22 protein-coding genes are annotated in these 26,062 nt (G+C 70.2%); 8 read left to right on the top strand and 14 right to left on the bottom strand.

The annotated features are described in order from the left end of the window. Positions 1 to 256 precede the first annotated feature (256 nt). Both purU and OO70_RS21725 read right to left on the bottom strand, forming a co-directional pair. Positions 257 to 1,138 (bottom strand): formyltetrahydrofolate deformylase, encoded by an 882-nt coding sequence (purU, locus tag OO70_RS21730; RefSeq protein WP_043673778.1) that lies wholly within the window; start codon positions 1,136 to 1,138, stop codon positions 257 to 259. A gap of 119 nt (positions 1,139 to 1,257) precedes the next feature. Then, entirely contained in the window at positions 1,258 to 1,758 is a 501-nt protein-coding gene (locus OO70_RS21725) for an SCO4402 family protein (RefSeq protein WP_043673774.1), read from the bottom strand. Between the two features lie 117 nt (positions 1,759 to 1,875). Between OO70_RS21725 and OO70_RS21720 the strand changes: the two genes are divergently transcribed. Beyond that, on the top strand, positions 1,876 to 3,189 hold the full coding sequence (locus OO70_RS21720; protein WP_043674104.1) for an ABC transporter substrate-binding protein: 1,314 nt from the start codon (positions 1,876 to 1,878) through the stop codon (positions 3,187 to 3,189). 52 nt (positions 3,190 to 3,241) lie between these two features. Here the strand turns inward: OO70_RS21720 and OO70_RS21715 are convergent, their stop codons facing one another. Together OO70_RS21715 and OO70_RS21710 are read right to left on the bottom strand one after the other, a co-directional pair. Continuing rightward, positions 3,242 to 4,954 carry a hypothetical protein gene (locus OO70_RS21715; protein WP_043673771.1) on the bottom strand — a complete coding sequence of 571 codons (1,713 nt, stop codon included), beginning with the start codon at positions 4,952 to 4,954 and terminating at the stop codon, positions 3,242 to 3,244. Positions 4,955 to 5,166: 212 nt separating this feature from the next. Further along, entirely contained in the window at positions 5,167 to 6,552 is a 1,386-nt protein-coding gene (locus OO70_RS21710) for a hypothetical protein (protein WP_043673768.1), read from the bottom strand. 256 nt (positions 6,553 to 6,808) lie between these two features. Here OO70_RS21710 and OO70_RS21705 point away from each other — a divergent pair, with 256 nt between their 5' ends. The 3 genes from OO70_RS21705 to OO70_RS21695 all read left to right on the top strand — a co-directional run bounded on the left by OO70_RS21705 (position 6,809) and on the right by OO70_RS21695 (position 9,934). After that, positions 6,809 to 7,471 (top strand): bifunctional DNA primase/polymerase, encoded by a 663-nt coding sequence (locus OO70_RS21705; protein WP_106971727.1) that lies wholly within the window; start codon positions 6,809 to 6,811, stop codon positions 7,469 to 7,471. Between the two features lie 85 nt (positions 7,472 to 7,556). Beyond that, positions 7,557 to 8,330 carry an ABC transporter ATP-binding protein gene (locus OO70_RS21700; RefSeq protein ID WP_078651495.1) on the top strand — a complete coding sequence of 258 codons (774 nt, stop codon included), beginning with the start codon at positions 7,557 to 7,559 and terminating at the stop codon, positions 8,328 to 8,330. Further along, positions 8,327 to 9,934: a hypothetical protein gene (locus tag OO70_RS21695; RefSeq protein ID WP_043673762.1), complete on the top strand. Its 1,608-nt coding sequence runs from the start codon at positions 8,327 to 8,329 to the stop codon at positions 9,932 to 9,934. Before OO70_RS21700 ends, OO70_RS21695 begins: the two co-directional genes overlap by 4 nt. 114 nt (positions 9,935 to 10,048) lie before the next feature. Here the strand turns inward: OO70_RS21695 and OO70_RS21690 are convergent, their stop codons facing one another. Both OO70_RS21690 and OO70_RS21685 read right to left on the bottom strand, forming a co-directional pair. Then, the gene (locus OO70_RS21690; protein ID WP_043673757.1) at positions 10,049 to 10,906 is read right to left on the bottom strand and encodes an alpha/beta fold hydrolase; all 858 of its coding nucleotides are present in this window, start codon (positions 10,904 to 10,906) and stop codon (positions 10,049 to 10,051) included. A gap of 577 nt (positions 10,907 to 11,483) precedes the next feature. Beyond that, positions 11,484 to 12,176 carry a metal-dependent transcriptional regulator gene (locus OO70_RS21685; protein WP_019057324.1) on the bottom strand — a complete coding sequence of 231 codons (693 nt, stop codon included), beginning with the start codon at positions 12,174 to 12,176 and terminating at the stop codon, positions 11,484 to 11,486. A 249-nt stretch (positions 12,177 to 12,425) separates the two neighbouring features. Between OO70_RS21685 and OO70_RS21680 the strand changes: the two genes are divergently transcribed. Next, positions 12,426 to 13,181, top strand: a complete 756-nt coding sequence (locus OO70_RS21680; protein ID WP_043673753.1) for an SIS domain-containing protein — start codon at positions 12,426 to 12,428, stop codon at positions 13,179 to 13,181. 7 nt (positions 13,182 to 13,188) lie between these two features. On the opposite strand, the gene OO70_RS21675 is transcribed toward OO70_RS21680, so the two are convergent. Next, positions 13,189 to 14,613, bottom strand: a complete 1,425-nt coding sequence (locus OO70_RS21675; protein WP_043674098.1) for a PAS domain-containing protein — start codon at positions 14,611 to 14,613, stop codon at positions 13,189 to 13,191. A gap of 153 nt (positions 14,614 to 14,766) precedes the next feature. Between OO70_RS21675 and OO70_RS21670 the strand changes: the two genes are divergently transcribed. After that, positions 14,767 to 15,375, top strand: a complete 609-nt coding sequence (locus OO70_RS21670; RefSeq protein WP_043673750.1) for a nucleotidyltransferase family protein — start codon at positions 14,767 to 14,769, stop codon at positions 15,373 to 15,375. Here the strand turns inward: OO70_RS21670 and OO70_RS21665 are convergent. After that, the gene (locus OO70_RS21665) at positions 15,356 to 15,796 is read right to left on the bottom strand and encodes a GNAT family N-acetyltransferase (RefSeq protein ID WP_043673747.1); all 441 of its coding nucleotides are present in this window, start codon (positions 15,794 to 15,796) and stop codon (positions 15,356 to 15,358) included. The genes OO70_RS21670 and OO70_RS21665 overlap by 20 nt on opposite strands. A gap of 601 nt (positions 15,797 to 16,397) precedes the next feature. Between OO70_RS21665 and iscB the strand changes: the two genes are divergently transcribed. Continuing rightward, the gene (iscB, locus tag OO70_RS21660; RefSeq protein ID WP_267881228.1) at positions 16,398 to 17,753 is read left to right on the top strand and encodes an RNA-guided endonuclease IscB; all 1,356 of its coding nucleotides are present in this window, start codon (positions 16,398 to 16,400) and stop codon (positions 17,751 to 17,753) included. A 276-nt stretch (positions 17,754 to 18,029) separates the two neighbouring features. On the opposite strand, the gene pdxH is transcribed toward iscB, so the two are convergent. Continuing rightward, positions 18,030 to 18,749, bottom strand: a complete 720-nt coding sequence (pdxH, locus tag OO70_RS21655) for a pyridoxamine 5'-phosphate oxidase (RefSeq protein WP_043673744.1) — start codon at positions 18,747 to 18,749, stop codon at positions 18,030 to 18,032. Between the two features lie 156 nt (positions 18,750 to 18,905). Between pdxH and OO70_RS21650 the strand changes: the two genes are divergently transcribed. Further along, positions 18,906 to 20,006 (top strand): citrate synthase 2, encoded by a 1,101-nt coding sequence (locus OO70_RS21650; RefSeq protein ID WP_043674089.1) that lies wholly within the window; start codon positions 18,906 to 18,908, stop codon positions 20,004 to 20,006. A 66-nt stretch (positions 20,007 to 20,072) separates the two neighbouring features. On the opposite strand, the gene OO70_RS21645 is transcribed toward OO70_RS21650, so the two are convergent. Genes OO70_RS21645 through OO70_RS21625 form a run of 5 tightly spaced genes read right to left on the bottom strand, consistent with a single transcriptional unit; the run spans position 20,073 to position 26,062 of the window. After that, positions 20,073 to 20,696, bottom strand: coding sequence for a TetR/AcrR family transcriptional regulator (locus OO70_RS21645; RefSeq protein ID WP_043673738.1), 624 nt, complete (start codon positions 20,694 to 20,696; stop codon positions 20,073 to 20,075). Continuing rightward, positions 20,684 to 21,418 (bottom strand): enoyl-CoA hydratase family protein, encoded by a 735-nt coding sequence (locus OO70_RS21640; protein WP_043673732.1) that lies wholly within the window; start codon positions 21,416 to 21,418, stop codon positions 20,684 to 20,686. Before OO70_RS21640 ends, OO70_RS21645 begins: the two co-directional genes overlap by 13 nt. After that, positions 21,415 to 22,983: a 4-coumarate--CoA ligase family protein gene (locus tag OO70_RS21635; RefSeq protein ID WP_043673726.1), complete on the bottom strand. Its 1,569-nt coding sequence runs from the start codon at positions 22,981 to 22,983 to the stop codon at positions 21,415 to 21,417. The genes OO70_RS21640 and OO70_RS21635 overlap by 4 nt, the downstream gene beginning before the upstream one ends. Positions 22,984 to 23,036: 53 nt before the next feature. Further along, entirely contained in the window at positions 23,037 to 24,167 is a 1,131-nt protein-coding gene (locus OO70_RS21630; RefSeq protein WP_043673721.1) for an acyl-CoA dehydrogenase family protein, read from the bottom strand. Positions 24,168 to 24,211: 44 nt separating this feature from the next. Next, positions 24,212 to 26,062, bottom strand: coding sequence for an acetyl/propionyl/methylcrotonyl-CoA carboxylase subunit alpha (locus OO70_RS21625; protein ID WP_043674085.1), 1,851 nt, complete (start codon positions 26,060 to 26,062; stop codon positions 24,212 to 24,214).

Here is a 26,062-nt window from a genome sequence, read left to right as displayed (position 1 = left end):
GGGGGGTTCGGTTTCGGGGACGGCTGCGGGTAGTCCGTGGTTGCTCGCGCAGTTCCCCGCGCCCCTTGAGTACGGGCAGTGGTCCCACCTAAGGGGCGCGGGGAACTGCGCGACCAGCCCCCACGCAGCCGCAGCCGCCCCCGAAACGGAAACCCCGCTCCCCTTCGAAACGCAGGCTCAGTTCCAGGGGCGCGGGGAACTGCGCGACCAGCCCCCACGCAGCCGCAGCCGCCCCAAAACCCGAACCCCCGAGCTCTTAGGCGAACACGACAGTCCGGCGCCCGTTCAGCAGAATCCGGCGCTCCGCGTGCCACTTCACAGCCCGCGCCAGCGCCTGGCACTCCACATCGCGCCCGACCGCCACCAACTGGTCCGGGGTGACGTCATGCCCCACCCGCTCGACCTCCTGCTCGATGATCGGGCCCTCGTCGAGGTCGGCCGTCACATAGTGCGCCGTGGCACCGATCAGCTTCACACCCCGTGCGTGCGCCTGGTGATACGGCTTCGCGCCCTTGAAGCTCGGCAGGAACGAGTGGTGGATGTTGATGATCCGGCCGCTGAGCGCCTTGCAGAGGTCGTCGGAGAGGACCTGCATGTAGCGGGCGAGGACGACGAGTTCGACGTTCTCCTCGCGGACCAGGTCGAGAACCCGCGCCTCGGCCTCGGCCTTGGTGTCCTTCGTCACGGGGATGTGGTGGAAGGGGATGTGGTACGACTCCACCAGCTCGGCGAAGTCGGTGTGGTTGGACACCACCGCCGCGATCTCCACCGGCAGCGCACCGATCCGCGCCCGGAACAGCAGGTCGTTCAGGCAGTGGCCGAACTTGCTGACCATGAGGACGATGCGCATCTTCTCGTCGGCCCGGTTGAGCTGCCAGTCCATGTGGAAGGAGTCACCGATCGCCGCGAAGCTCGCGCGCAGCTTGTCCACGGTCACCGGCGGCTCCGCCGAGAAATGGACGCGCATGAAGAACAGTCCCGTGTCCTGGTCGCCGAACTGCTGGCTGTCCACAATGTTGCAGCCGGTCATGAAGAGGTAGCTCGACACGGCGTGCACGATGCCCTGCTTGTCGGGGCAGGACAGGGTGAGGACGTACTGGTCGGCGGGTGCCGCGGCTGGGGTGGACTGCGCGTTCATGCAGGACAGGGTCCCATATCCCCCCGATCGGAGGGACCGGCGTCCGCCACCCGGACCTACGCCCCGGACCGACGGCACGCACCCACCGTCGGCCTACGCCGACCGCGTCAGCCGTCGAGCTACGCCGACCGCGTCATGATCTGCAGAACCTCCAGCGTCCGCGGCGGCGCGTCCGGGTCCTCCCCGTCGCTCACCGCCATCCGCACATGGGCGTCCCGTGCCGCCCGCACCGCCTCCGGCCACGCCTGGTGGTCGACGTACGCGGCGACCTGGGCGTCCGGTCCGACCTGGTGCATGATCCGCAGGACGCGCAGGACGGCGGTGTCGACGAGGGCCGCCTCCTGGGAGTCGCGGAAGATCGTGCCGACGTATTTCTCGGCGGACCAGTTGTCGAGCCAGGTGTCCTCGACGAGGCGGTAGACGGCGTCGGTGACGTCACCGTAGCCGTCGACACCGGCCAGCCAGACGTTCTGCTGGAACGCCGGGTCCGAGAGCATGTGCAGCGCGGAACGCACGTTGCTGCGCCAGCGCCACCAGGGCATGTCGTTCAGTGGCATGCCGCCCATGGTGGAGGAGCGACGGGGGCGACGGGAAGAGTTCTCCGAACCTTGCACGGTCATCGATCGTACGTTCCTCGTCACACACACAGGAACGCCCCCCGTAATTCACCTCCACGTCACCACTTGTTGACCCCGAGTCACGCCCGGGTTAGCGGTGTGGCGGAAGCGTGTGTGTACATGACCGGCAGGCGGCGCAACCGCAGCACCTTACTCCCCACGATCATCCGGCGGCCCGTCAGAGCATCCGTCACCTCGGCGGCCGCTCTGGTGGCATGCGCGTCGCTCGCGGCCGGCTGCGGAGTGATTCCCGGTACGACGGGGGGCTCCGGGGACGACGCGATCACCGTGATGACCTGGGCGCCGTGGGACACCAACTCGACCAACAAGCCCGGCATGCCCGCCATGGCGACGGCGTACGCGAAGTGGATCAACAAGCACGGCGGTCTCAACGGCCGCAAGCTCAAGGTCCTGACCTGCAACGACCACAACACCAGCGTGTCCGCCGCGAAGTGCGCCCGGCTCGCCGTGCAGGAGAACGTCGTCGCGGTCGTCGGCTCCTACAGCGAGTTCAGCGACTCGTACTTCGCCCCGCTGGAGGGCGCCGGCATCCCGTACATAGGCGGCTACGGCGTGACGAACGAGGAGTTCACCCGCGCCCTGTCCTACCCCGTCAACGGCGGCCAGCCCGCGCTCCTGGCGGGCCTCGGCAAGGAACTCGCCCCCGCCTGCGGCCCGGTCACGCTCGTCCGGCCCGACTCCATCGCCGGCGACGACCTGCCCCCGCTGCTGAACGCCGGGCTCAAGGCGGGCGGGCACGGACCGGCGACCGACCAGCTCGCGGCCGACGACGCCACCGAGTACTCGGACCAGTCGACGCGCGCGCTGGAGAGCGCGAGCGGCGACTCGGGCAAGAAGGGGTGCGTGGTGCCCTCCCTCGGGGACCGCACCGACACCTTCATGGACTCCTTCCGGCGCGACCGCGAGGACTATCCCGCGGTACGGACCGCGACCGTGCTCGGCAGCGTCGACCAGACCGAGATCAACTCCACGGGCGGGCAGTCCGGGCCGTACGAGGGGTCGTACATCACCGGCTGGTACCCGGTCGCCAGCGACGCGCGCTGGAACCCGATGAAGAACGCCGTCAACGAGGTGGCCTTCGGTGACAACCGCATCGACCCGGCGGACGCGGGGGTGCAGACCACCTGGATCGCGTACACCGCGTTCAGGGCCGTCGTGAAGTCGCTCGGCGGCGGCGACGTGAGCGCCGACAACATACGGCGTGCCCTGGACGACGGCGTCAAGGTCAACACGGGCGGGCTCACGCCGACGCTGCAGTGGAGTTCCTCGGACGACAACCTCGCGTCCGTCGGACTGGCCCGCCTCGTGAACGCGGACGTGACGCTTCAGGTCGTACGGAAGGGCGTTCTGGTGTCGGCGAAGAAAGGCTTCTTCGATATGACGAAGACCTTGGACAGCGCGGACCTCGACTGAGAACCGGGACCCGCGCCACCCTTCTTTTTTCCGCTTCTGCTCCGCCGCTGCCTCAGAGCTGGGTCGGCTGGCGCTCGGTCAGGCCGTAGGTCTTCGCGATCGTGTTCCAGAGGGCGGCGGCCTTGACCTTCTGGTTGCTGGCGGTGCCGCTCGCCGCGTTGCCGGCCGCGGTCTGGCCGGTGGTGCGGGCGCTGCCCTTCTTGCAGCCGTGCTTGCCTGCGGCCTGGTCGGCCCAGGCCGCGTAGTGGGTGTCGGCCGACGCTGACGCCTTCCAGGCCTTGGTGAGAGCGGTGGTCAGCGCCTCGTTGGACGGCAGCTTGTCCAGGGTGAGCCCGGACAGCTTGGTCACCAGCTCGGTGCGCTGCTTGGCCGCGTCCCGCAGGTCGGAGGCGGCGCCGTCGAGGTTGTTGCAGGCCTTCACATTGCCCACGGCGTTGATCACCGAGGCACGGCTGCCGCCGCTGTCGGCGAGCAACTTGTCCAGGGCGACGGCCTGTTCCTTGGCGGCGTCGGCGCCCGTCGACGAGGAACCGTCACTCGCGGACGACGTGGCGGCGACGGTCTTGTTGGCGTCGCTCTTGCTGCCGCCGCCGCTGAGCAACGCGCCCGCGCCGACCCCGAGGACGGCGATGACGACCCCGACACCGGCGATCAGCGGCACCCGCGAGCGACGACCGCCCCGGTCGCCGTCGTCGTCCTGCACGGGCGGGGCGTAGGACGGCTGGGCGTACGACGGCTGCGCGTAGCCCGGCTGCCCGCCCTGCGGCGGCTGTTGGAAGCGGGGCATGTGCTGGGTGGCCCCGGCCGGCACCTCGCTCCCGGAGCCGCTGCGGAAGAGGTTGTCGAACTCGGCGGGCGGCTGCCGCTCCCCGGATCCGCCCGGCTGCGCCCCGTACCCGGGTGCGGCGCCCTGCGCGGGCACCGGCGGGAGGAACTGCGTGGGCTGCGCGTCGGGGTGGGAGGCCTGCGGCATCGGCCCGGCGTGCACCTCGGGCGGCAGCGCCCCGGGCACGACCGGCGGGATGTACTGGGTCGCGCCCTCGTCCATGGCGACGGCGGGAACCGGCGGCAGGAACTGCGTGGCGCCCTCGTCGCCGGGCATGTTGACCACCGGCGGGATGAACTGCGTCGCCCCCTCGTCGGCGGGCGGCAGTGGGGCGCTCGGGAACGCGGGCGCGGCGGGCGGCAGGGGCGCGCCCGCACCGGAAGCGCCGTATCCGTATCCGCCGTAGGACTGCGCGTCGGACCCGGCCGCCGGTATCGCGTGCGCCTGGTCGGACGCGTAGCCCGCCCCGACGTACCCGGCGGAGGGCTCCGGGGCGTATCCCGACGGGTACTCCTGTGCGTACGACTGCTGCTGCACGCCGTAGGCCGCGTGCTGGGCGCTCTCCTGGGGCAGGGCCCCCGGCTGGCTCGGGATGCCGTCCTGGGCGCCCCACGGGGACGGCTGCTCGGGGGCGGTCCCCCACTGCTGCTGCGGTTGCTGCTGCGGCAGCTGTTGCGGCTCTCCCCAGCCCTGGCCCGGCGGCGGGGCCGGGGTCTGGTGCTGATGGTGATGCTGTGGGTCGTGCTGCTGGTCCGGGCCCCACGACCCGCCCCAGGGCTGACCGCCGCCCGGGGGTGCTGCCGGCTGCCCGCCCGACTGCTGGTCACCGCGTCCGCCCGTCATACCCGGCAGGAGGGGTGCGCCTCCGTCGGAGGGCAGCACGATGCCTTCGCGCGCGGGCCGCGCCGAGGGCTCCTCGCCCTGTCCACTCTGCGTCACCGGGACTCCTACGAATGGGGGACCTTCGGGATCGTCGGCTCACGCTACCGGGTACCCCGAGCCCGGTGCCACGCAGCACTGGACTGGACCTCTCCACTTGTGACCCCGGTAACAGCTCCGGGACCTCATCCGCCCCAACAACCGCTCCAAATCCCGCTGTACGCCCCCCTTTCACCACCGGAAGACCACCAGAAGCTTCGTTCACTCCCTGTTCACGCGGCGGCCTGCAACTCCATCCGCGCCCCGAACTCCCTCACCACCGGCTCGTCCCGGTACGGCTCCAGGCGCTGCTGGAAGTCGTCCAGATACTCGGCGCCCCGGTTGGACCGCAGCGAGCCGAGCAACTCCACTGCTTTCAGGCCCGTGTTGCAGGCCTGCTCGACCTCGCGCTGCTGCACCTGCGCGCTCGCCAGCAGCACGTACCCGATGGCCCGGCGGCGCGCCCGTGACTCCGGGTGCCCGTCCAGGGACTCCTGCGCGCACCTGGCCGCCGCCTCGGCCTGCCCCAGGTCGCGGTGGCAGTGCGCCAACTCGTCGGCGAGATACGCCTCGTCGAAGTGCCCGATCCACGCCGGGTCGTCCCCGGACGACGGATCCGCCGCGTCCAGCGCGCTCACCGCGCGCCCCGACGCCAGCTGTGCCGACCGCGCGTCACCCATCAGGGCGTGCCCGCGCGCCTCCGCCGCGTAGAACATCGCCTCGGCCCGCGGGGTCACGCGCCCGCGCGCCCCCTCCTGCGCCGCCCGCGCCAACTGCGCGATCTCACGCGGGTTTCCGAGCTGCGCGGCGAGGTGACTCATGGACGCGGCGAGCACGTACCCGCCGTATCCCCGGTCCCCGGCCGCCTGGGCGAGGCGCAGCGCCTGGATGTAGTACCGCTGGGCCAGGCCGGGTTGACCGGTGTCGACGGCCATGTAGCCGGCGAGTTCCGTCAACCGGGCGACGGCGGCGAACAGTTCACGCCCCACGGCCTCCCGGTACGACCCCGCGAGCAGCCCGGAGACGACACTGTTGAGGTAGTGCACGACGACCGGGCGCACATGCCCGCTGCCGTACTGGTGGTCCAACTCGCTGAGCGCCTGCGTCATCGCGCGCACGGCCGCCACGTCGGACTGGCCCACCCGCGGTCCCGCCGCGCGGGCGACCTGCGAGTCCGGCGAGGAGATCAGCCAGTCACGGCTCGGCTCGACCAGCGCGGACGCGGCGACCGACGAACCGGACAGGAAGTCCCGGCGCCCCACGTCACTGCGCCACAGCTCACACACCTGCTCGATGGCCCCGAGGACGGTCGGCGAGAACTGCAGGCCCACACCCGACGCGAGGTTCTTGCCGTTGGCCATGCCGATCTCGTCGATCGTGACCGTACGGCCCAGCTTGCGGCCCAGCGCCTCGGCGATGATCGCCGGGGCCCGCCCGCGCGGCTGCTGTCCCCGCAGCCAACGGGCCACGGACGTCTTGTCGTAGCGCAGGTCGAGACCGTGCTCGGCGCCGCACATGTTGACCCGGCGGGCCAGCCCGGCGTTCGAGCACCCCGCCTCCTGGATGAGCGCCTGCAGCCGTTCGTTCGGCTGCCGCGCGACAAGTGGCCTTGCGGCCATGGCGTACCCCCTGGGAACAACCCCTGAAGCGAAAAGATCCGGCCGTGAAGATCAATGCCCAGCGAACATGGCGAAAATGCGAAGCATGCGAGGAATGCCGGGGTAAAAGCTGGTGCCCGCCCCACAGGTGGCTACCCAACTCCCGCCGTCGTTCCTCCCGCGCGCCCCCGCACATGCCTCCATGCGCCCCAGTTGCGGAATCGATGCTCCTCCCCCGCGCGCGCTACCCCCGTAACTCCAGGTGGGTGCGGGAGTTGTGTTGGGCGTGGAAGAGACGATCGCGGGCACCGAAGCCGCTCAGATTCCGAAGCAGCGCGGGGAATCGCTGCTGGAGACAGCCGTACGCTACGCCGAGGAGCGCCACTGGGACGTCTTCCCCGGCACGTGGCTGGAAGCCGTCGACGGGGTGCAGCACTGCTCGTGCGGCGACCCCGCGTGCGCCGCACCCGGCGCACATCCGGCGCGTGAGGACTGGGCGACGCAGGCGACGGGCAGTGCGACGGTCGCGCGGCGGATGTGGCAGAAGCAGCCGGCGTCTTCGATTCTGTTGCCTACGGGGCGTACGTTCGACGCGATTTCCGTCCCGGAGAGTTCGGGGTTTCTCGCGCTGGCCCGGATGGAGCGCATGGAGTTGACGCTGGGTCCTGTGACGTTGACTCCGGCGCGGCGGATGGAGTTCTTCGTACTGCCCGGGGCTTCGGTGAAGGTGCCGGATCTGGTGCGGAAGATCGGGTGGGCGCCTGCTTCCCTTGATCTTGTGGTGCTGGGTGAGGGTGGGTATGTGGCCGCGCCGCCTACTCGGTTCGGGTCTCGCGGGGCTGTGCAGTGGGCTTGTCGGCCTACCGCTGCGAACCGTTGGCTGCCGGATGCGGAGGAGTTGATCTCGCCGCTCGCCTATGCGTGTGGGCGGGATCGGTAGCGTTGGCGGGTGCGGGCTCGGTGGGGGCTGAGCGCGCAGTTCCCCGCGCCCCTTAGGTGGGGCACCTGACCGTAGGCTGCGAGGTATGACGTCTGCTGCCGTGCGTGTGCGTGGGCTCTGGAAGCGGTTCGGGCAGCAAGTAGCTGTTGCCGGGATTGATCTGGAGTTGCCCTCGGGCAAGTTCATCGGGCTTGTTGGGCCCAATGGGGCCGGGAAGACCACGACTCTCTCCATGGTGACCGGGTTGCTGCGGCCCGATCAGGGGTCCGTCGAGGTCGTCGGGCACGACGTGTGGGCGGACCCCGTGGCCGTGAAGGCGCGGATCGGGGTGTTGCCGGAAGGGCTTCGGCTCTTCGAACGACTCTCGGGACGGGAACTCCTCGGCTACAGCGGGCGGTTGCGGGGGCTGCCCGGGGCCGAGGTGGACAAGCGGGCCACGCAGTTGCTGGACGTGCTCGACCTGGCCGGGGCGCAGCACAAGCTCGTCGTCGACTACTCGACCGGTATGCGCAAGAAGATCGGGCTCGCCGCCGCACTCCTCCACAATCCCGAAGTCCTGTTCCTGGACGAGCCGTTCGAGGGCGTCGACCCGGTCTCCGCGCAGACCATCCGGGGCGTCCTGGAGCGCTACACCGCCTCCGGCGCCACCGTCGTCTTCTCCTCCCACGTCATGGAACTCGTCGAGTCCCTCTGCGACTGGGTCGCCGTGATGGCCGCCGGCCGCATCCGCGCCCAGGGCACCCTCGCCGAGGTGCGCGGCGAAGCACCCACCCTCCAGCAGGCGTTCCTCGAACTCGTCGGCGCCGGTGCCCGCGACCACGGCTCCGACCTCGACTGGCTGGGCGGCGGCACCCGATGAGCGACGCCACGACATCCGCATCGATCACCCCCGTCGTCGTACGGCTGAAGCTGTCGTTGTTGCGCAATGGTCTACGGCAGTCCGGTGGTCGGCGGGCCGCGTATGTCGCGTCGGCGGTGGTGGCGCTGCTGTTCGCGGCGCTCCAGTTGCTCGGCCTGATCTCGCTGCGCGGGGACGCGCACGCGGACTCCGTGGTCGTACTCCTCGTGGCGGTACTGGGGTTGGGCTGGGCGGTGATGCCGCTGTTCTTCCCGTCCGGCGACGAGACCCTCGACCCGACTCGCCTGGTGATGCTGCCACTTCGGCCCCAACCCTTGGTACGGGCACTGCTGGCGGCCTCGTTGGTCGGCATCGGGCCGCTGTTCACGCTGGTGCTGCTGCTCGGTTCGGTGATCGCGGTCGCGCACGGCGCCGCCGCGTACGTCACGGCGGTCCTGGCGCTCCCGCTCTCCCTGCTGATCTGCGTGGCCCTCGCGCGGGCCGTCGCCGCCGCCAACATCCGCCTGCTGACCAGCAGGAAGGGGCGGGACCTCGCGGTGCTGAGCGGGCTGGTGATCGCGGTCGGGGCGCAGTTGGTCAACTTCGGTGCACAGCGCCTGGGTTCATCCGGACTGGCCCAACTCGACCCGGCAGGCGAGGTGTTGCGCTGGGTGCCGCCCGCGTCGGCGGTCGGCGCGGTGGACTCGGTGAGCAGGGGTTCCTACGGCCTGGCGTGCACCCAACTCGCCCTGTCCGTCGGCGCATTGGCCGCCCTGCTGACCCTCTGGTCGCGCACGCTGACCCGGCTGATGACCGCGCCGGACGGCTCCACCCTCCAGTCCGCCGAACCGGCCGCGAAGGACAGGACAGCCGCCGGCGGCCTGGCCCGTCTCCTCCCGTCCGGCCGCACCGGCACGGTCATGGAACGCAGCCTGCGCTACGTCTGGCGCGACCCCAAGACCAAGGCCGCGTGGGTGACTTCGCTGGCGATCGGCCTGATCGTGCCGGTGTTCAACGCGTTGCAGGGCACCGGCTCCGTCTACTTCGCGTGCTTCGCCGCCGGGATGCTCGGCATCCAGATGTACAACCAGTTCGGCCAGGACACCTCGGCGTTCTGGATGGTCGCGATGACGATCTCCACGACCCGGGACGCCTACGTCGAACTCCGCGCCCGCGCCCTCGCGTTGCTGGTGATCACCCTGCCGTACGCGGCCCTCGTCACCGTCCTGACGACAGCGATGCTCGGCGACTGGCCACGCCTCCCGGAGGTCCTCGGCCTCTCCTTCGCCCTCCTCGGCGCGATGCTCGCCACCGGCGCCTGGACCTCGGCCCGCTTCCCCTACTCCATCCCCCAGGGCAGCCACAAAAACGTCGCCCCCGGCCAGGCCGGCCTCGCCTGGATCTCCATCTTCGGCGGCATGATCTCCGCGGCCCTCCTCTGCGCCCCCGTGATCACCCTCACCATCTGGTCCAACGTGAGCGCGAACGGCGACCAGTGGAGCTGGGTCCTGCTACCGGTGGGGGCGGCTTACGGAGCGGCGATCACGTACGCGGGACTGCGATTGGCAGCACCGGGGACGGCAAGGCGACTCCCGGAGATTTTGGCGGCGGTAAGCAAGGGCTGACTTTTCAGCTCAGGGGCAGGCGATTCCCTCAGGGGCGCGGGGAACTGCGCGACCAGCCCCAACGCACCCGCACTCGCCACACAACCGCACCCCCCACCCCCCTAGGCGCCCAACTCACACCAGCACCGCATCAAGAAACGGCTCAACAGCCAACCGCCAGGCCTCGGGCTGGTCGTAGTGCACAAGATGGCCCGCATCAGCCACCTCCGCATACTCCCCCCTGGGAAGGACCCGCACCATCTCCTGCGCCTCAGCCCGCCCCAACTCCCCATCAAGCCCCCGCACCACAAGCGCAGGACACTGCACCTGAGCGAGCTCCTCCCAGTGCGCGTCGTACACCCACGTCTCCCGAGACTTCAGCATCTGCTCCGGCTCGAACACGGGTCGCCACCCGTCGGGAGACTCGTGCATGACCTCGGCATAGAACTCCCCCCGGGAGGGATTCGGCCGCTCCACCCACGGATCGTCCTCACCGAACCACTTACGCACATCCGCGAGCGTGGCAAAGGGAACGGGCCACGACTTGAACCAGTCCGACCACTCCCGCTGCGAGGCCGCGCCCAGCGCGGACGCCCGCATGTCACAGATGATCAACCCCCGCACCAGATCGGGCCGCTTCGCCGCGAGCTGCCACGCGGTCAGCGCACCCATCGCGTGCCCGATGAGGACGACCGGGGCGAGCTCCAGCTGCTCCAGCGCGGCCTCCGCGTCCTCGACGTAGGCCTCGCGGGTGAAGGCCGCCTGCGGCGGCTTGTCGCTCTGGCCGTGGCCGCGCTGGTCGAGCGCGACGGCCCGGTGCCGCTCGGAGAGCCAGCGGGCGGTGGACGCCCAGTGCGAGGCACGGCCCATGAGGCCGTGCAGTAAGAGAACTCCGGGTGCCCGCTCGATCTCCCCCGACTTGGGAGGGTCCGCGAACTCCCATGCGGCCAGGCGTACGCCGCCTGCTCCGGTCACGTCGATGCGCCGCGCCATTGGTCCTGGCACCCCCCTAGCTCCGCACGGACCGCTCGCTCCCGCTTCGAGCCCACCGGTCCTGTGAACCACGCTCTGCCGCTCGTGCCGTTTCTTCTTGCTTCGGTCTCTTCTCTTGCTCGTCTCTTCCTACAGCTCACGCCCCGCGCGTTTCATCACCCACAGGTTATCGAATACAGATTCGAAAATGCTGTTTCCGGCCGCAACACCCCTCGTTCGAGTGACCGGGCTCAAGGAATGATCGCCGCTGCCGAGGGGAGATCTTCAGCGGGAGGCGGACCGCTCGGGGAAACCGGTCCGAAGGGGATGACCTTGAGAGCTCGGGGCTCCGGGTCAGCACAGGGGAGGACAGGCCCCGGCGCCGTGCGGCGCCGGGGCCCTCTCCACGATTGCGGCACATCCTCCCGCCCCCTCACGGTCATATGCCTCACGCGACAGCCTGGCACGCGAAGCGTCCGAGCGCTGCGATTCAGCGCACTGAATCTTGGATTCGCCGAGATCGTCGACCGGTTCCCCGGAACGCCACAACTACCCCTCGCGCCCCACGAGTTGACGACCCGCCGGGAAGAAGAACAGGTCAGCGCTTGGCGACGAACACATGCGAGGCGATCTCCGACTCCAGCTCGGCCGCCTCACCGCCGCTGCCCACCAGCACCCCGCCCGCCGACTCCGTCACACTCACCACCGAGCCGGGCTGCACGCCCGCCCGGCGCAGCGTGTACATGAGCTGCGCGTCCGTCTGGATGGGCTCGCCGATCCGGCGCACGACGACCGTCTTGCCGTCGACGCCCGGGTCGAGGTCGGCCAGCGACACCATGCCCTCGTCCAGGAACGGGTCCGCCCCGTCCTTCTCGCCCAGCTCCTCGAGCCCGGGGATCGGATTGCCGTACGGCGACTCCGTGGGGTGGCGCAGCAGCTCCAGCACGCGCCGCTCCACGGCCTCGCTCATCACGTGCTCCCAGCGGCAGGCCTCGGCGTGCACCTGCTCCCACTCCAGGCCGATCACGTCGACGAGCAGGCACTCGGCGAGCCGGTGCTTGCGCATCACGCGCGTGGCGAGGCGGCGGCCCTCGTCCGTCAGCTCCAGATGGCGGTCGCTGGCCACGGCCACCAGACCGTCGCGCTCCATGCGCGCCACCGTCTGGCTCACCGTCGGCCCGCTCTGGTCGAGCCGCTCGGCGATGCGGGCGCGCATGGGGACCACACCTTCCTCCTCCAGCTCGAGGATGGTGCGGAGATACATCTCCGTGGTGTCGATCAGTCCGGACATACGTGCCCCTCGATTACCTCTGCCCGAAGCTCGACGGCTCCGCGGCGCGTGCGCTGGCCCTGGACTCAATTCTGACGCATAGCACTGACAACCGTGCCGCGCCGTTGAAACCAGCCGGTTACAACCGGCTGCGGCGCCCCTCCCGACGTGCTCCGCGGCGGGCCGGATCGCCCTGGCCGCCGTATTGACATCCCCTTGGTCCAGACCGCACGGTGATCCGCGACACACACTCACCGAGGGGACTTCCGCATGAGCGACCGTACGCCTGCCGGCCAGTTCTTCGACGCCGCGATCACCCTGCTCCAGCGGGTCCGCGACGAAGAGGCCGACTCCGTCGAGGCGGCCGGCACGCTGCTCGCGGACACGGTGAGCGGTGGCGGGCGCCTCTTCGCCTTCGGTGCCGGGCACTCCTCGCTCGCGGCCCAGGACATCGTCTACCGCGCGGGCGGACTCGCCCTCATGAACCTGCTCGCCGTCCCCGGAGTCGTCGGCGTCGACGTCATGCCGGCCACGCTGGGCTCCGCCCTGGAGCGCGTCGACGGCCTCGCGAGCGTCGTCCTGGAGACCTCACCGCTGCGCTCCGGCGACGCCCTGGTGATCATCTCCCTGTCGGGCCGCAACGCCCTGCCGGTCGAGATGGCCATGAAGGCCCGCTCCCTCGGCGTCCGGGTCATCGGCGTGACGTCGGTGGCATACGCCTCGGAAACGACGTCACGGCACGTCTCCGGGACCTACCTCAAGGACCATTGCGACGTCGTCCTCGACTCGAAGATCGCGATCGGCGACGCGGAACTCACCCACGACGCCATCCCGGCCCCCTTCGCCCCCGCCTCCACGGTCGTCACCAGCGCCCTCCTCCAGGCGGTCATGGCGACGGCGGCGGCGACCCTGGCCGAGCGCGGCATCGAGCCGCCGCTGCTGCGCTCCGGGAACGTGGACGGCGGCCACGAGTGGAACGGCCGGGTGTTCGAGGAGTACCGGGACCGGATCTTCTACCAGCGCTGAGCGGCCGCTACTGCTTCTCCCCGGCGGCCCCGGCCAGGTCCAGCGCCGCCGCGATCCGTACGGCCACGTCCTCGGCGTAGATCGAGTCGGACCGTTCGAACTGGCTGCGTCCGCCCCCGCGCAGGAACGTCACGACCCCCAGCGTCCGCCCCCGGCTGCGCAGCACCGCGCACAGCGCGTGCACGGCGTCCACGGGCCACTGCCTGACCCGGGCCCACTCCCGTGCCTGCTCGGGCGGGGCGGTGCCGATGCTGGCCCGCACGGAGCCGACGCGTTCGACGCACTGGAGGGCGGGATGCCCCTCTCCGTAGCGCACGGGCAGCCCGGCCGCGCCGGCCAGCAGACTCGGCCCGGGCGCCCCGGTGGGCGTGGCGGCGACCCGGACGAGCCGTACGCCCGTAGTACGCATCCCGTCACGATCGTTGTCGTTCAACGATCCACCCACGACCCGGTCGACGATCGCGTGGTCGGCGAAGCCGGCGAGCGCGAAGTCGAGGTGGACGGTCGCCGCGTCGCGCGGGTCCTCGCACTCGGCGGCGGCGCGGGCGGCGCGGTGCAGTTGCTGGGCGCGGAAGCGCAGCAGCGAGGCCTCCTGCTCGAGCTGCTTGGCCTCGGTGACGTCCTGGAAGAGCCAGCCGACGCCGAGCGGCACCGGTTCCTCGGTGAGCGGCGAGGCCAGCCGCAGGAAGCCGCTCCGCCAGCAGCGCCGCTGATGTCCTTCCGGCGTCCGTACGCTCACCCAGATCTCCGCGGGCGCCGGCGGCGCGCCCTCGGCGAGCACATGCGTGAGCGCGGCCTCCAACTCCTCGACACCTTGGGCGAGCAGCTCCCCGAGGGGCCGCCCCAGGACGGAGGTGCGCCCGGTACCGAGCGCACGCGCGGCATGCGAGTTGACGACAGCGGGCCGCAGATCGGCATCGACAAGCACAACACCCCAGGAGGCATCCTCAAAGAGGGCCTCACTCAAGGCGATCGACCGCTCCAGGTCGATCTGGGCATGCACTTCACTGAAGGCGCAGTAGACCCCGGCGGGCTTCCCGTCGGGCCCGCGCACGGCGGCGGACTGGGTCCGCACAAGCACCCGTCCGCCATCCTTCGTAAGAAGGGCGAACTCATTGACCTGCCGCCCGGGCGCCTGCATGGCGGACATGAGCCGCCCCTCGACCTCCTCGGCGTCCGCGCTCCGCACGGCCCACCCGGCCAGCCCCTGCCGCCCCACGGCCTCGGCCGCGGTCCAGCCGAGGATGCGCTCCGCCTCACGGTTCCAGTGGGTCAGCACCCCGTCCGCGTCGAAGGCACACAGTGCCGCGTCCATCCCGTCCAACAACGCGGCCAACAGATCGGACCCGCCGACCCCTTCGGGCCCACCGTCCCGCTCGGGCTCGTCGGGACCCAACTCGTCGGTGGTCCCACTACGCCGGGAAGCACTCACCTGGACCCCCTGCAGGCTGCGTCCGCGGACACGACGCGTCGGTTCACTCACTCCCCCTCATTCAACTCGAACGTGACGCAGCACACACTGAGTTCCCGCAAGATTGAAGGAATCGTTGTACGACGCCGACCTGAGCACCGGCACACTCGACCGATGCTCGCCCGCCTCCCCCTCGACGAACAACTCACCGCGCTACGGACGACGTTGTCCCGCAACGAGACCCTCCTGGCGGTCCTGGCCCGCACCGCGACCCTCGGCCTCCCGAACTGGTACCTGACCGCGGGCTGCCTCTTCCAAACCATCTGGAACACGGTCACGGGCCGTCCCCCGACACACGCCATCAAGGACTACGACGTCTTCTACTACGACGACTCGGACCTGTCCTGGGAGGCGGAGGACACGGCGATCCGGGCAGGCCGGGAGGCGTACGCGGGCCTGCCCGCCGAGGTCGAGATCCGCAACGAGGCCCGGGTCCACCTCTGGTACGAGCAGAAGTTCGGCGTCCCGTGCGCGCCGTACGACTCCGTCGAGTCCGCGGTCGACTCCTTCGCGGCGACGACATGCTGCCTGGCCATCCGCCTGAAGGAGGACGGCAGTTGGCGCGTGTACGCCCCGCACGGGCTGTCCGACGTCTTCAACCTGGTCGTACGGCCGAACCCGGTCCAGGCACCCCGAGAGGTCTACGAGACGAAGGCGGCCCGCTGGCAGGAGGCCTGGCCGGAGCTGACGGTCCTGCCGTGGCCTACGCCAGCCGCAACGTGATCCACAGGTCGGTCTCCCCGTCCAGCACATACCGCTCGGTCTCGACGAACCCCCGCGCCTCGGCGAACCGCACCCCGTCCGCGTTGGCGGCCAGCACGACGGTCTCGATCCCCCCGGCACCGAGCGCACGCGCACGCGTGAGGCCGTTTTCGTAGAGGGCCACTCCGTACCCCCGCCGCCGGAACTCGGGCAGCACGCGCGCGATGACGGTCGCCACCGCGTCCTCGCCCTGCGGCGGACGGACGGTGGAACAGCCCACGAGCGTGTCCCCCAGGTACGCGTTCTCCAGCCGATTCCGGCCGCTCCGCTCCCGCACCTCGTCGAGAGACATCGCGGCGGGCGGCACGATCAGGTTGTGGACGTGGCGCCAGTCCCGGAGTCCGGTCTCGTCCGCCACCGGCTCGATACGAAGCTCGGTCACCGCTCACCCCTCCGTCGCGCGCGTGCGCCTCGATCCGGCGCAGCTCGAAGCCGCGCCCCGCCTCTGGATAGCAGAAAGATCGGCTGCGCGTTCGACCAATTCGATCTGTTCGCACGAAGGGGCGACTTCTGTTGGATCACTCCCCCAGGGCAGATCTCCGTCCCTAGCGTCGACCGCACACTTCGGAAAGGAGGCCACTCGCTCCCCGGACATCGACCGGAGTCCGTGCCGCCCGGCGGACGGACGCTGAGTGGCCAGCCCCAGTCATCACGATCGAGGAGATCAGGGAGGTACCTCGATGACTACGTTTCCCGCAGGCGAGCAGACCCACCAGGCTGTGCTTCCTCAGCAGCCTGCTCTGGAATCCGTGGGAGCAGACACCCCTGGGAGCAGGGACGAAACGGCTCACGGACTCCCCGCCATCGCGCGGGGCACCGTCGGGGGACATGGGCGAGGGGAGACCGGCGGGCGCGGTACCAGTGCCCGTCGGCGTCACGCCAAAAGCGCTGCCACGGCGGCGCAGGCGGCAGAGAACCGGAGCGGTGACGCTCCCGCACACCACCCGTCGTACACAGGCGGGGTCGGCGCGAGCAGAGTCTTCGTGCTCGCCAAGGACGGACGGCCTCTCATGCCCTGTCATCCGGCCCGTGCCCGCGAACTCCTGGGAAAGGGGCGGGCCGTGGTCGCCCGGCAGGTGCCGTTCACCATCCGGCTGAGAGACCGCACGCTCGCCGACTCAGTGGTCGACGGAGTGCAATTACGCATCGACCCCGGCTCAAAGGGCACGGGTCTCGCCCTCACCGACGAGAAGCAGGAAGCCGACGAACAGGGCACCCACGTCACCGTGAGACGCGGGCTGATCTCGATCGAACTCCAGCACCGCGGCGATCAGATCCGCATGTGCATGCGGCGACGCGCCGGTTACCGGCGCAGACGCCGCTCGGCCAACTGCCGTTACCGAGCGCCACGTTCGAACAACCGCCCCCGTCCCGCAGGTTGGTTGCCGCCCTCCCTGCGTCACCGGGTCGACACCACCCTGTCCCTGGCAACCCGCCTGTGCCGCTACGCACCCGTCACCGAAGTCCACGTCGAACGCGTCGCGTTCGACACCCATTCCATGAGTTCGGGGAGACGGCTCTCAGGAACCGAGCACGGGCAGGGCGCGCTCGCCGGAACCACCGTCCGTGCCTACCTCCACACCAAGTGGAACAGTGCCTGCGCCTACTGCGACGCCACTGGCGTACCTCTGAACATCGAGCACCTCAGCCCCCGCAGCCGAGGAGGCTCCGACCGCGTCTCGAACCTCGTCCTCGCCTGCGTCCCCTGCAACGAGGCCAAAGGCAGCACCCCGGTCGACACCTTCCTCGCCGACCGGCCCGACCGCCTCGCGAAAATCCTCGAACAGGCCAGGGCACCACTCCGTGACGCCGCCGCCATGAACGCGACCCGTTGGCGTCTCACCGAGGCGCTGGGCACCCTCGGTAGGCCCGTACACGCCTGGTCAGGCGGACTTACCAAGGGGAACCGCGAGGCCATGGGGCTCGCGAAGACGCACACCCTCGACGCGCTGTCCGTCGGCCGCCTGCGTCACGAGCGCGGCGACGCCATCGTGCGCCATCCCGGGCAGGTGCTCGTGGCCAAGGCCGCCGGACGCGGCTCCTACGCCCGTACGACTCCGGATCGGTTCGGCTTTCCGCGGCTTCACCGGGCTCGTGCCAAGCAGCACTTCGGGTACGTCACCGGCGATCTCGTACGGGCCACGGTGCCCTCCGGCAAGTGGGCGGGCACCTGGACCGGCCGCATCGCTGTCCGGGCCAGGGGGCAGCACAGCCTGACGACGTCGGGAGGCCGCATCAACGTCTCTCACCGGAATCTGCGGCTTCTCCAGCGGGGCGACGGATACGGGTACGGCAGCAGGCCGGAGCCATCACGGTCAACAGCCGGGAAAAGCGGTTGATCGATGACCGAGGGCTTCTTAGGGTGTGGCTTACGTAGGAAAGGAGGTGATCGGGTACATGAGTGAAACCCGGACGTACGAGGTGGCTGCGGGCTAGTGGCCCGCCGTCGTACTCGGTTCGGCGCCGGACCAGCGTGTGTGAGTTGCGCGCAACCGGCCTAACCCAACGCAGTCACCCGACCCGCGAGCTCGCCGGTACGTCCGGCCGGCTCCCCCGCCGTGAGGTGGAGGGACCTGAGCTCGCGGGTCGCCTGCGTTTGCCGTAAGACATGCCTGTTAGGGGCTCAGCCGCTCCACCCGCCAGGTCCCGTCCGGCTCGGCGACGTAGCGGAGGCGGTCGTGGAGGCGGTTCTCGCGGCCCTGCCAGAACTCGACCGTCCGGGGGGCGATGCGGAAGCCGCCCCAGTGCGGGGGGACCGGGACCTGTTCGCCCTCCGGGTAGCGGGCGAGCAGGTCGGCGTACGACGACTCCAGTTCGGTGCGGGAGTGGATCACCGACGACTGGGTGCTCGCCCACGCGCCGAGTTGGGAGCCGTGCGGGCGGGTGCGGAAGTACGCGGCGGTCTCGTCGCGGCCGGTGCGGCGGGCGGTGCCGGTGACCAGGACCTGGCGGGCCATCGGGTGCCAGGGGAAGAGCAGCGAGACGTACGGGTTGGTGCCCAGTTCGCGGGCCTTGCGGGAGTCGTAGTTCGTGTAGAAGACGAAGCCCTGGTCGTCGTAATGCTTCATGAGGACCGTGCGGGAGCTGGGGCGGCCCTCGGCGTCGGCGGTGGAGACGACCATGGCGTTCGGCTCGTAGACCAGCTCCTGGACCACCGCCTCCTCGAACCAGCGGCCGAACTGTGCCATGGGGTCGGCCGCCAGGTCGTGCTCGTCGAGGCCCGCCACGCGGTACTGCTTGCGCATCGCGGCGGGGTCGAGGCGTAGATCACGGGCGGCGGTATCGCGGGCGGTGGCTTCACCGGCGGTGGGATCGCGGTCGGTCACGGCGGTCATCTTGCCGTACGACCGTGCGCGGCCACGAGTTCGGGTGGCACTCAGTGCCGCAGGCCCTCCCCCCGGATGGCACTCGGCGTTATGGTGCTGATGTCTCTATCTTCGGCCCGCGAGTCCCGCGAGTGACCGTGGAGCCACAGCATGAGGAGCCGCCTGATGTCCGACTTCGTACCCGGTCTCGAAGGAATCATCGCGTTCGAGACGGAGATCGCCGAACCGGACAAGGAAGGCGGCGCCCTGCGGTACCGGGGCGTCGACATCGAGGATCTGGTCGGTCACGTCTCGTTCGGCAACGTCTGGGGACTGCTCGTCGACGGCGCCTTCAACCCCGGACTGCCGCCCGCCGAGCCGTTCCCGATCCCGGTGCACTCCGGTGACATCCGCGTCGATGTACAGTCCGCGCTGGCCATGCTCGCGCCCGTGTGGGGCCTCAAGCCGCTCCTCGACATCGACGAGGAGCAGGCCCGCGACGACCTCGCCCGTGCCGCCGTCATGGCTCTGTCGTACGTCGCCCAGTCCGCGCGCGGGCAGGGGAACGCGATGGTGCCGCAGCGCGAGATCGACAAGGCGCAGTCCGTTGTCGAGCGGTTCATGATCCGGTGGCGGGGTGAGCCCGATCCGAAGCATGTCGCCGCGGTGGATGCGTATTGGACGTCCGCGGCCGAGCACGGCATGAACGCGTCTACGTTTACGGCTCGGGTTATCGCTTCTACCGGGGCCGATGTTGCTGCCGCGCTGTCCGGGGCCGTGGGCGCGATGTCCGGGCCTCTGCATGGGGGTGCGCCGTCTCGTGTGCTCGGGATGATCGAGGAGATCGAGCGGACGGGGGATGCGGAGGCGTACGTCAAGCAGGCGCTCGACAAGGGTGAGCGGTTGATGGGGTTCGGGCACCGGGTGTATCGGGCCGAGGATCCTCGGGCTCGGGTGTTGCGGCGGACGGCTCGGGAGTTGGGGGCGCCTCGGTTCGAGATCGCGGAGGCGTTGGAGAAGGCGGCGCTGGCCGAGTTGCACGCTCGTCGTCCTGATCGGGTGCTGGCGACCAACGTCGAGTTCTGGGCGGCGATCGTGCTGGACTTCGCGGAGGTGCCGGCGCACATGTTCACTTCGATGTTCACGTGTGCGCGGACTGCGGGGTGGTCGGCGCACATTCTTGAGCAGAAGCGGACGGGGAGGCTTGTGCGGCCTTCTGCTCGGTATGTGGGGCCTGCCGTGCGGGGGCCTGAGTCGATCGAGGGGTTTGGGGATATCGCCCACTGAGGAGAGGCTTGAGGTGCGTGGGCGGGTGCGGGTGCGTTGTGGCTGGTCGCGCAGTTCCCCGCGCCCCTAAAAGCCTCGCCCCAAGGCGTGCTCCAGAAGTGCTGCCCATTGGGCTACCACCCTCTCCCGCCTGCCCCTGTCGTCCGTGAGCAGGTTGGCCAGGCCCAAGCCCCTCGCCATGTCCAGGAGGCCCTGGACCGTTTCTCGTACGCCCGGTCTCGACTCGTCCGCACCCAGCAGATCCACCGCGATGCGGTGGGTCTCTCTGCCTACGCGGGCCTCCAACTCCGTTACCCGGGGGCGGAGTTGCTCCTCGTTGGAGGCGGCTACCCAGAGGTGGAGAGCGGCTCGGAACAGGGGGCCCGTGTAGAGGTCGACCAGGGCCTCGACCACGACGCGGTGGTCTTCGGCGCCCTCCGGGAACAGGGCCCGGAGGGCCGTGGAGCGTTCCTCCGCGACGTACTCGACCGCCGCCGTGAAGAGGTCCTCGCGGGTGGGGAAGTGGTGTTGGGCGGCGCCTCGGGAGACGCCGGCGCGTTCGGCGACGACGGAGACCGTGGAGCCCGCCCAGCCGTGTTCGGCGAGGCAGGACACGGCGGCTTCCAGGAGGCGCTGCCGGGTGGCCCGGCTGCGGTCCTGCTTGGGTCTGCGGTCGACCGTGCCCGTCGCCGCCGCGCTCACACCACCCACACCGGGTCCCGTCGTTCGAGGAATGCTGTCATCCCCTCGTGGGCCTGCGCGGAGGCGAACAGCCGTGCCGAGAGCGCGGTCAGGTCGGCCGCGTCCCGGTCGAAGGTTTCCAGCACCCTAGCCGTGAGCAGCTGTTTCGTCTCGGCCAGGGCCTCGGGGGCGGCTCGACGCAGGCCGTCGAGGATCGGTTCGAGTACGGCGTCCACGTCCTCGGCCGTCGTCGTCAGCAGGCCTACGGCGACTGCCTCCGTCGTGTCGAAGCGTTCGCCGGTGAGGTAGTAGCGGGCCAGGGCGCGGGGGTCCGTGCGGGGCAGGACGGGGAGGGAGATCACCGCGGGGGCGACTCCGATCCGTACCTCTGTGAACGCGAAGGTGGACTCCGTGGACGCCGTCGCGATGTCGCAGGCCGCGAGGAGGCCCAGGCCGCCCGCCCGTACGTGGCCCGTCACTCTCGCGACCACCGGCTTGGGGAGTTCCACGATCTGGCGGAGTACGGCCACCAGGGCGTCCGGGTGCGGTGGGTCCCGTAGGTCCGCGCCCGCGCTGAACGTGTTCCCCGTGTGGGTGAGGACGATCGCCCGTACGTCGGTGTCCTTGGCGCACTCCGTCAGGGCGGCCGCCAACTCGGCCACCAGGGGCGCCGACAGCGCGTTCCGGGTCCCCGGTGAGTCCAGGCTCAGGGTCTCGATGCCACGCGCGCGTGCACGGCCGATCACTGTCATGAGCGGCCCCGCAGTTCCCGGCGCAGGATCTTGCCGGAGGCGGCTCGTGGGACGGCGTCGATGAAGGTGACGATGCGGACCCGCTTGTAGGGGGCGACGCGTTCGGCGACGTACATCAGGACCTCGCTCTGCGAGAGGTCAGGGGCGGTCCGCTGGCGGACCACGTACGCGTGCGGGACCTCGTTGTTGTCCTCGTTGTACTCGCCCACGACCGCCGCGTCGGCGATGTCGGGGTGGGTGAGCAGGAGGGCCTCCAGTTCGGCGGGGGCCACCTGGAAGCCCTTGTACTTGATGAGCTCCTTGACCCGGTCGACGACGAACAGCCAGCCGCCGTCGTCCACGTAGCCGACGTCCCCGGTGTGCAGCCAGCCGTCCTGGTCGATCATCGCGGCGGTGTCGTCGGGGCGTCCCAGGTACCCCTTCATCACCTGGGGGCCACGGATGAGGATCTCGCCGGCCTCGCCGATGCCCAGGTCCTTGTCGGGGTCGTCGAGGGAGACGATCCGCATCTCGGTGCCGGCGATGAGCTTGCCGACGGTTCCGGGGGGCGCCGTGGCCATGTCCCGTACGGGGACCACGTGGGTGCCGGGGGAGAGTTCCGTCATGCCGTACGCCTGGCCCACGGGCGGCAGGCCCAGGCGTTGTGAGCAGGCGGCGGCGAGGTTCGCGTCGAGGGGGGCGGCGGCGCTGATGATGTACTTCAGGGACGAGAGGTCGTACTTGGCGACCGCGGGGTGTTTGGCCAGGGCCAGGACGATCGGCGGGGCGACGTAGAGGCCGGTGATGCGGTGGTTCTCGATGGCCGCGAGGAAGCTCTCCAGCTCGAAGCGCGGGAGGACGACGACCGCGGCGCCGTTCCTCAACGGCGCGTTCATCAGGGCCGTAAGACCGTAGATGTGGAAGAACGGCAGTACGGCGAGGATGCGGTCACCGGGGCCGGTGGGGACCGCGGGCTCCAACTGGGCCAGGTTCGTGGCTATTTGGCGGTGGGTGAGCATGACGCCCTTGGGGAGGGCGGTCGTGCCCGAGGAGTACGGGAGGGCCGCGATGTCCTCCACCGGGTCGATGTCGACCACCGGCTCGGGAGCCGTCGAGGCGAGCATGTCGGCAAGCGAACGGTGTCCGGGCGCGCTGTCGCAGACGAATATCTCCTCGACGCCGCCCGCGAGTTCGGCGGCGCGGCGGGCCGCCTCCAGGAGCGGTGACACGGTGACGATCCAGCGGGCCGCCGAGTCGCGCAGCTGCTTGGCGAACTCCTCGGGCGTGGCGAGCGGGTGCACCGTCGTGACGGAGGCGCCCGCGCGTGTGGCGGCGTAGAAGGCCAGCGGGAAGGCGACCGTGTTCGGGCTGTGCAGGGCGAGAACGTCCCCCTTGCGTACGCCCGCCTCCGCTAGCCCTGCCGCGATACTGCGGTGGAACCGGTCAACCTGGGTGTACGTGAGGGTGGTGCCGTCCGTGCCGTCGACCAGCGCGAGCTCGTCCCCGAACTCGGCGGCACGCGCCAACACCGCGTCATGGATGGGGAGTTCTACGGCCGGAACGTCTGCGTACTCGCTGCGGAACATGGTTCCTCCTGGCGCCGGACCGGCGCGCGGCTTCTGGCTGGCGGGACTTCTGGCTAGTACGACTTGGGCAGGCCCAGGGTCTGGTGGGAGACGTAGTTGAGAATCATCTCCCGGCTCACCGGAGCAATACGAGCCACACGCGCGGCAGTTATCAACGAAGCGAGCCCGAACTCCCGCGTCAGCCCGTTCCCGCCGAGGGTGTGCACGGACTGGTCGACGGCCCGTACGCACGCCTCCCCCGCCGCGTACTTCGCCATGTTGGCGGCCTCGCCCGCGCCGGCGTCGTCACCGGCGTCGTACAGATACGCCGCCTTCTGCATCATCAGACGGGCGAGTTCGAGGTCGATGTGCGCCTGCGCGAGGGGGTGGGCGATGGCCTGGTGGGCGCCGATGGGGGCGTCCCAGACGGTGCGGTCGCGCGCGTACTCGACGGCTCGGGCGAGTGCGTAGCGGCCCATGCCGATCGCGAAGGCGGCGGTCATGATGCGTTCGGGGTTGAGACCGGCGAAGAGTTGGAGGAGGCCCGCGTCTTCGTCTCCGACGAGTGCGTCGGCCGGCAGTCGTACGTCGTCCAAGGTCAGCTCGAACTGCTTCTCGGCGGCGGTGAGTTCCATGTCTATCTGGCGGCGCGTGAAGCCCTGTGCGTCTCGCGGGACGATGAACAGGCAGGGCTTGAGGCGGCCCGTGCGGGAGTCTTCGGTGCGGCCGACTATGAGGGTTGCGTCGGCCAGGTCCACGCCGGAGATGAAGACCTTGCGGCCGGTGAGGAGCCAGTCCGTGCCGTCTTTGCGGGCGGTGGTGGTGATGCGGTGGCTGTTGGAGCCGGCGTCTGGTTCGGTGATGCCGAAGGCCATCGTGCGGGTGCCGTCCGCCAGCGCGGGGAGCCAGGTCTGTTTCTGTTCTTCCGTGCCGAAGCGGGCGATTACCGTGCCACAGATCGCAGGGGACACGACCATCATGAGGAGGGGGCATCCGGCTGTTCCCAACTCCTCCAGGACGATGGAGAGTTCGGCTATGCCGCCGCCTCCGCCGCCGTAAGCCTCCGGCAGGTTGACGCCGAGGTAGCCGAGCTTGGCTGCTTCTGACCAGAGTTGCTCTCGGTCATAGGTGCGGCCGTGCCTTTTGCCTAGGGCGGATACAGCTTCACGTAGGGCTTTGTGCTCGTCTGTTTCGGTCGTGGGCATGTGGCTCCTTCGTCGTGGCTGGTCGCGCAGTTCCCCGCGCCCCTTTAGGTGGGCTGGACTACTGCCAATAGGGCGGCTAGCTGTACCTGTTGGCCAGGTACTGCGTTCAGGGCCGTCAGATTGCCTGTTACCGGGGCTGTGATCTTGTGTTCCATCTTCATTGCCTCCAGCCAGAGGAGGGGGTCTCCGGCCTTTACGGCGGCTCCTACGGCCAGCCCTTCCGCGACCCTCACCACCGTGCCCGGCATCGGGGCCAGCAGTGAGCCCGGGGCCAACTGGGCGGCGGGGTCCGGGAAGCGAGGGAGAGCCGTCAGGGTCGTCGTGTTCACGTACACCCGGTCGGTGTCGTAGCGCGCCACCTCGAACTTCCGCCGCACACCGTCCACTTCCAGTACGACCAGACCGGCGTCCGCGTGGACTACGCGTACCCCTTCCGCGGTCAGGCCGCCCCTCGTGTGGCGGTAGTGGACCTCGTACTCCTCGCCCGCCATGGCGTACCGCTTCACCTGCGGCTGGGACGGTACGTTGCGCCAGCCTCCGGCGAAGCGGGAGCGGCCGTGGGTGTCGGCCAGGGCGGCGGCGAGGGGGGCGTGCGGATCGGGGGCGGCCTCCGTGAGTTCCGGGAGGTGGCGGTCGTAGAAGCCCGTGTCCATGTGGGCGGTCGTGAACTCCTTGTGGCGCAGGGAGTTGACGAGGAGGGCGCGGTTGGTGAGCGGGCCGTGGATCGTCGCCTGGGCCAAGGCCCCCGAGAGTTTACGGACGGCCTCCGCGCGAGTGGGGGCGTGGGCCACGACCTTGGCGAGCATCGGGTCGTAGTGGACGCCGATCTCGTCGCCGTCGGTGTAACCGGTGTCCAGGCGGACGCCGTTCGGGACGGCTATGCGGTGCAGGGTGCCGGTCTGGGGGGTCCAGTCGGTCGCAGGGTCCTCGGCGTACAGGCGGGCCTCGATGGCGTGGCCATGGGGGCGGGGAGGGTCCTTTTCGAGGGGGTCGCCCTCTGCGATCCGTAGTTGCAGGGCCACCAGGTCTATGTCGAACACGGCCTCCGTGACGGGGTGTTCGACCTGGAGGCGGGTGTTCATCTCCAGGAAGTGGGCCTTGCCGTCGGGAGCGACCAGGAACTCGACCGTTCCGGCGCCCTCGTAGGCCACCGAGCGGGCGGCGCGTACGGCCAACTCGCTGAGTTCCCGCGTGAGTTCCTCGGACAGGCCCGGTGCCGGGGACTCCTCGATCACCTTCTGGTGGCGGCGCTGGAGGGAGCAGTCCCGGGTGCCGAGGGCCCACACCGTGCCGTGTGTGTCGGCGAGGATCTGTACCTCGATGTGCCGGCCGCCCTCCACGTAGGGCTCGACGAAGACCTCGCCGTCGCCGAAGGCGCTCATCGCCTCGGCTCGGGCGGCCGTCAACTCTGCTTCCAGGTCGGTGAGTCGGCGGACGATGCGCATGCCGCGTCCGCCGCCGCCCGCCGCTGCCTTCACCAGGACCGGCAGGTCGGCCTCGGTGACGTGCTCCAGGGGCGCGATGCCCATCAGTTCCTTGGCGCGGGTTTTGGAGGCCATCGCCTCGATCGCCTCGGGGGGTGGGCCGATCCACACCAGGCCCGCGTCCAGGACGGCGCGGGCGAAGTCGGCGTTCTCGGAGAGGAAGCCGTAGCCGGGGTGCACCGCGTCGGCGCCCGCCGCGACGGCCGCCTTCACTATCAACTCGCCGCGCAGATACGTCTCTTGGGGCGTCGCCCCGGGCAGCCGTACCGCCGCGTCGGCCATGCGCGTGTGGAGCGCGTTCTCGTCGGCGTCCGAGTGCACGGCGACCGTGCGGATGCCCAGCTCGTGGCAGGTGCGGAAGACCCGGCAGGCGATCTCGCCCCGGTTGGCGACGAGGACGGTCGCGATCAT

Source organism: Streptomyces xylophagus, assembly GCF_000716435.1.
Lineage (GTDB): Bacteria > Actinomycetota > Actinomycetes > Streptomycetales > Streptomycetaceae > Streptomyces > Streptomyces xylophagus.
This window is presented reverse-complemented; position numbering and strand designations above follow the sequence as displayed.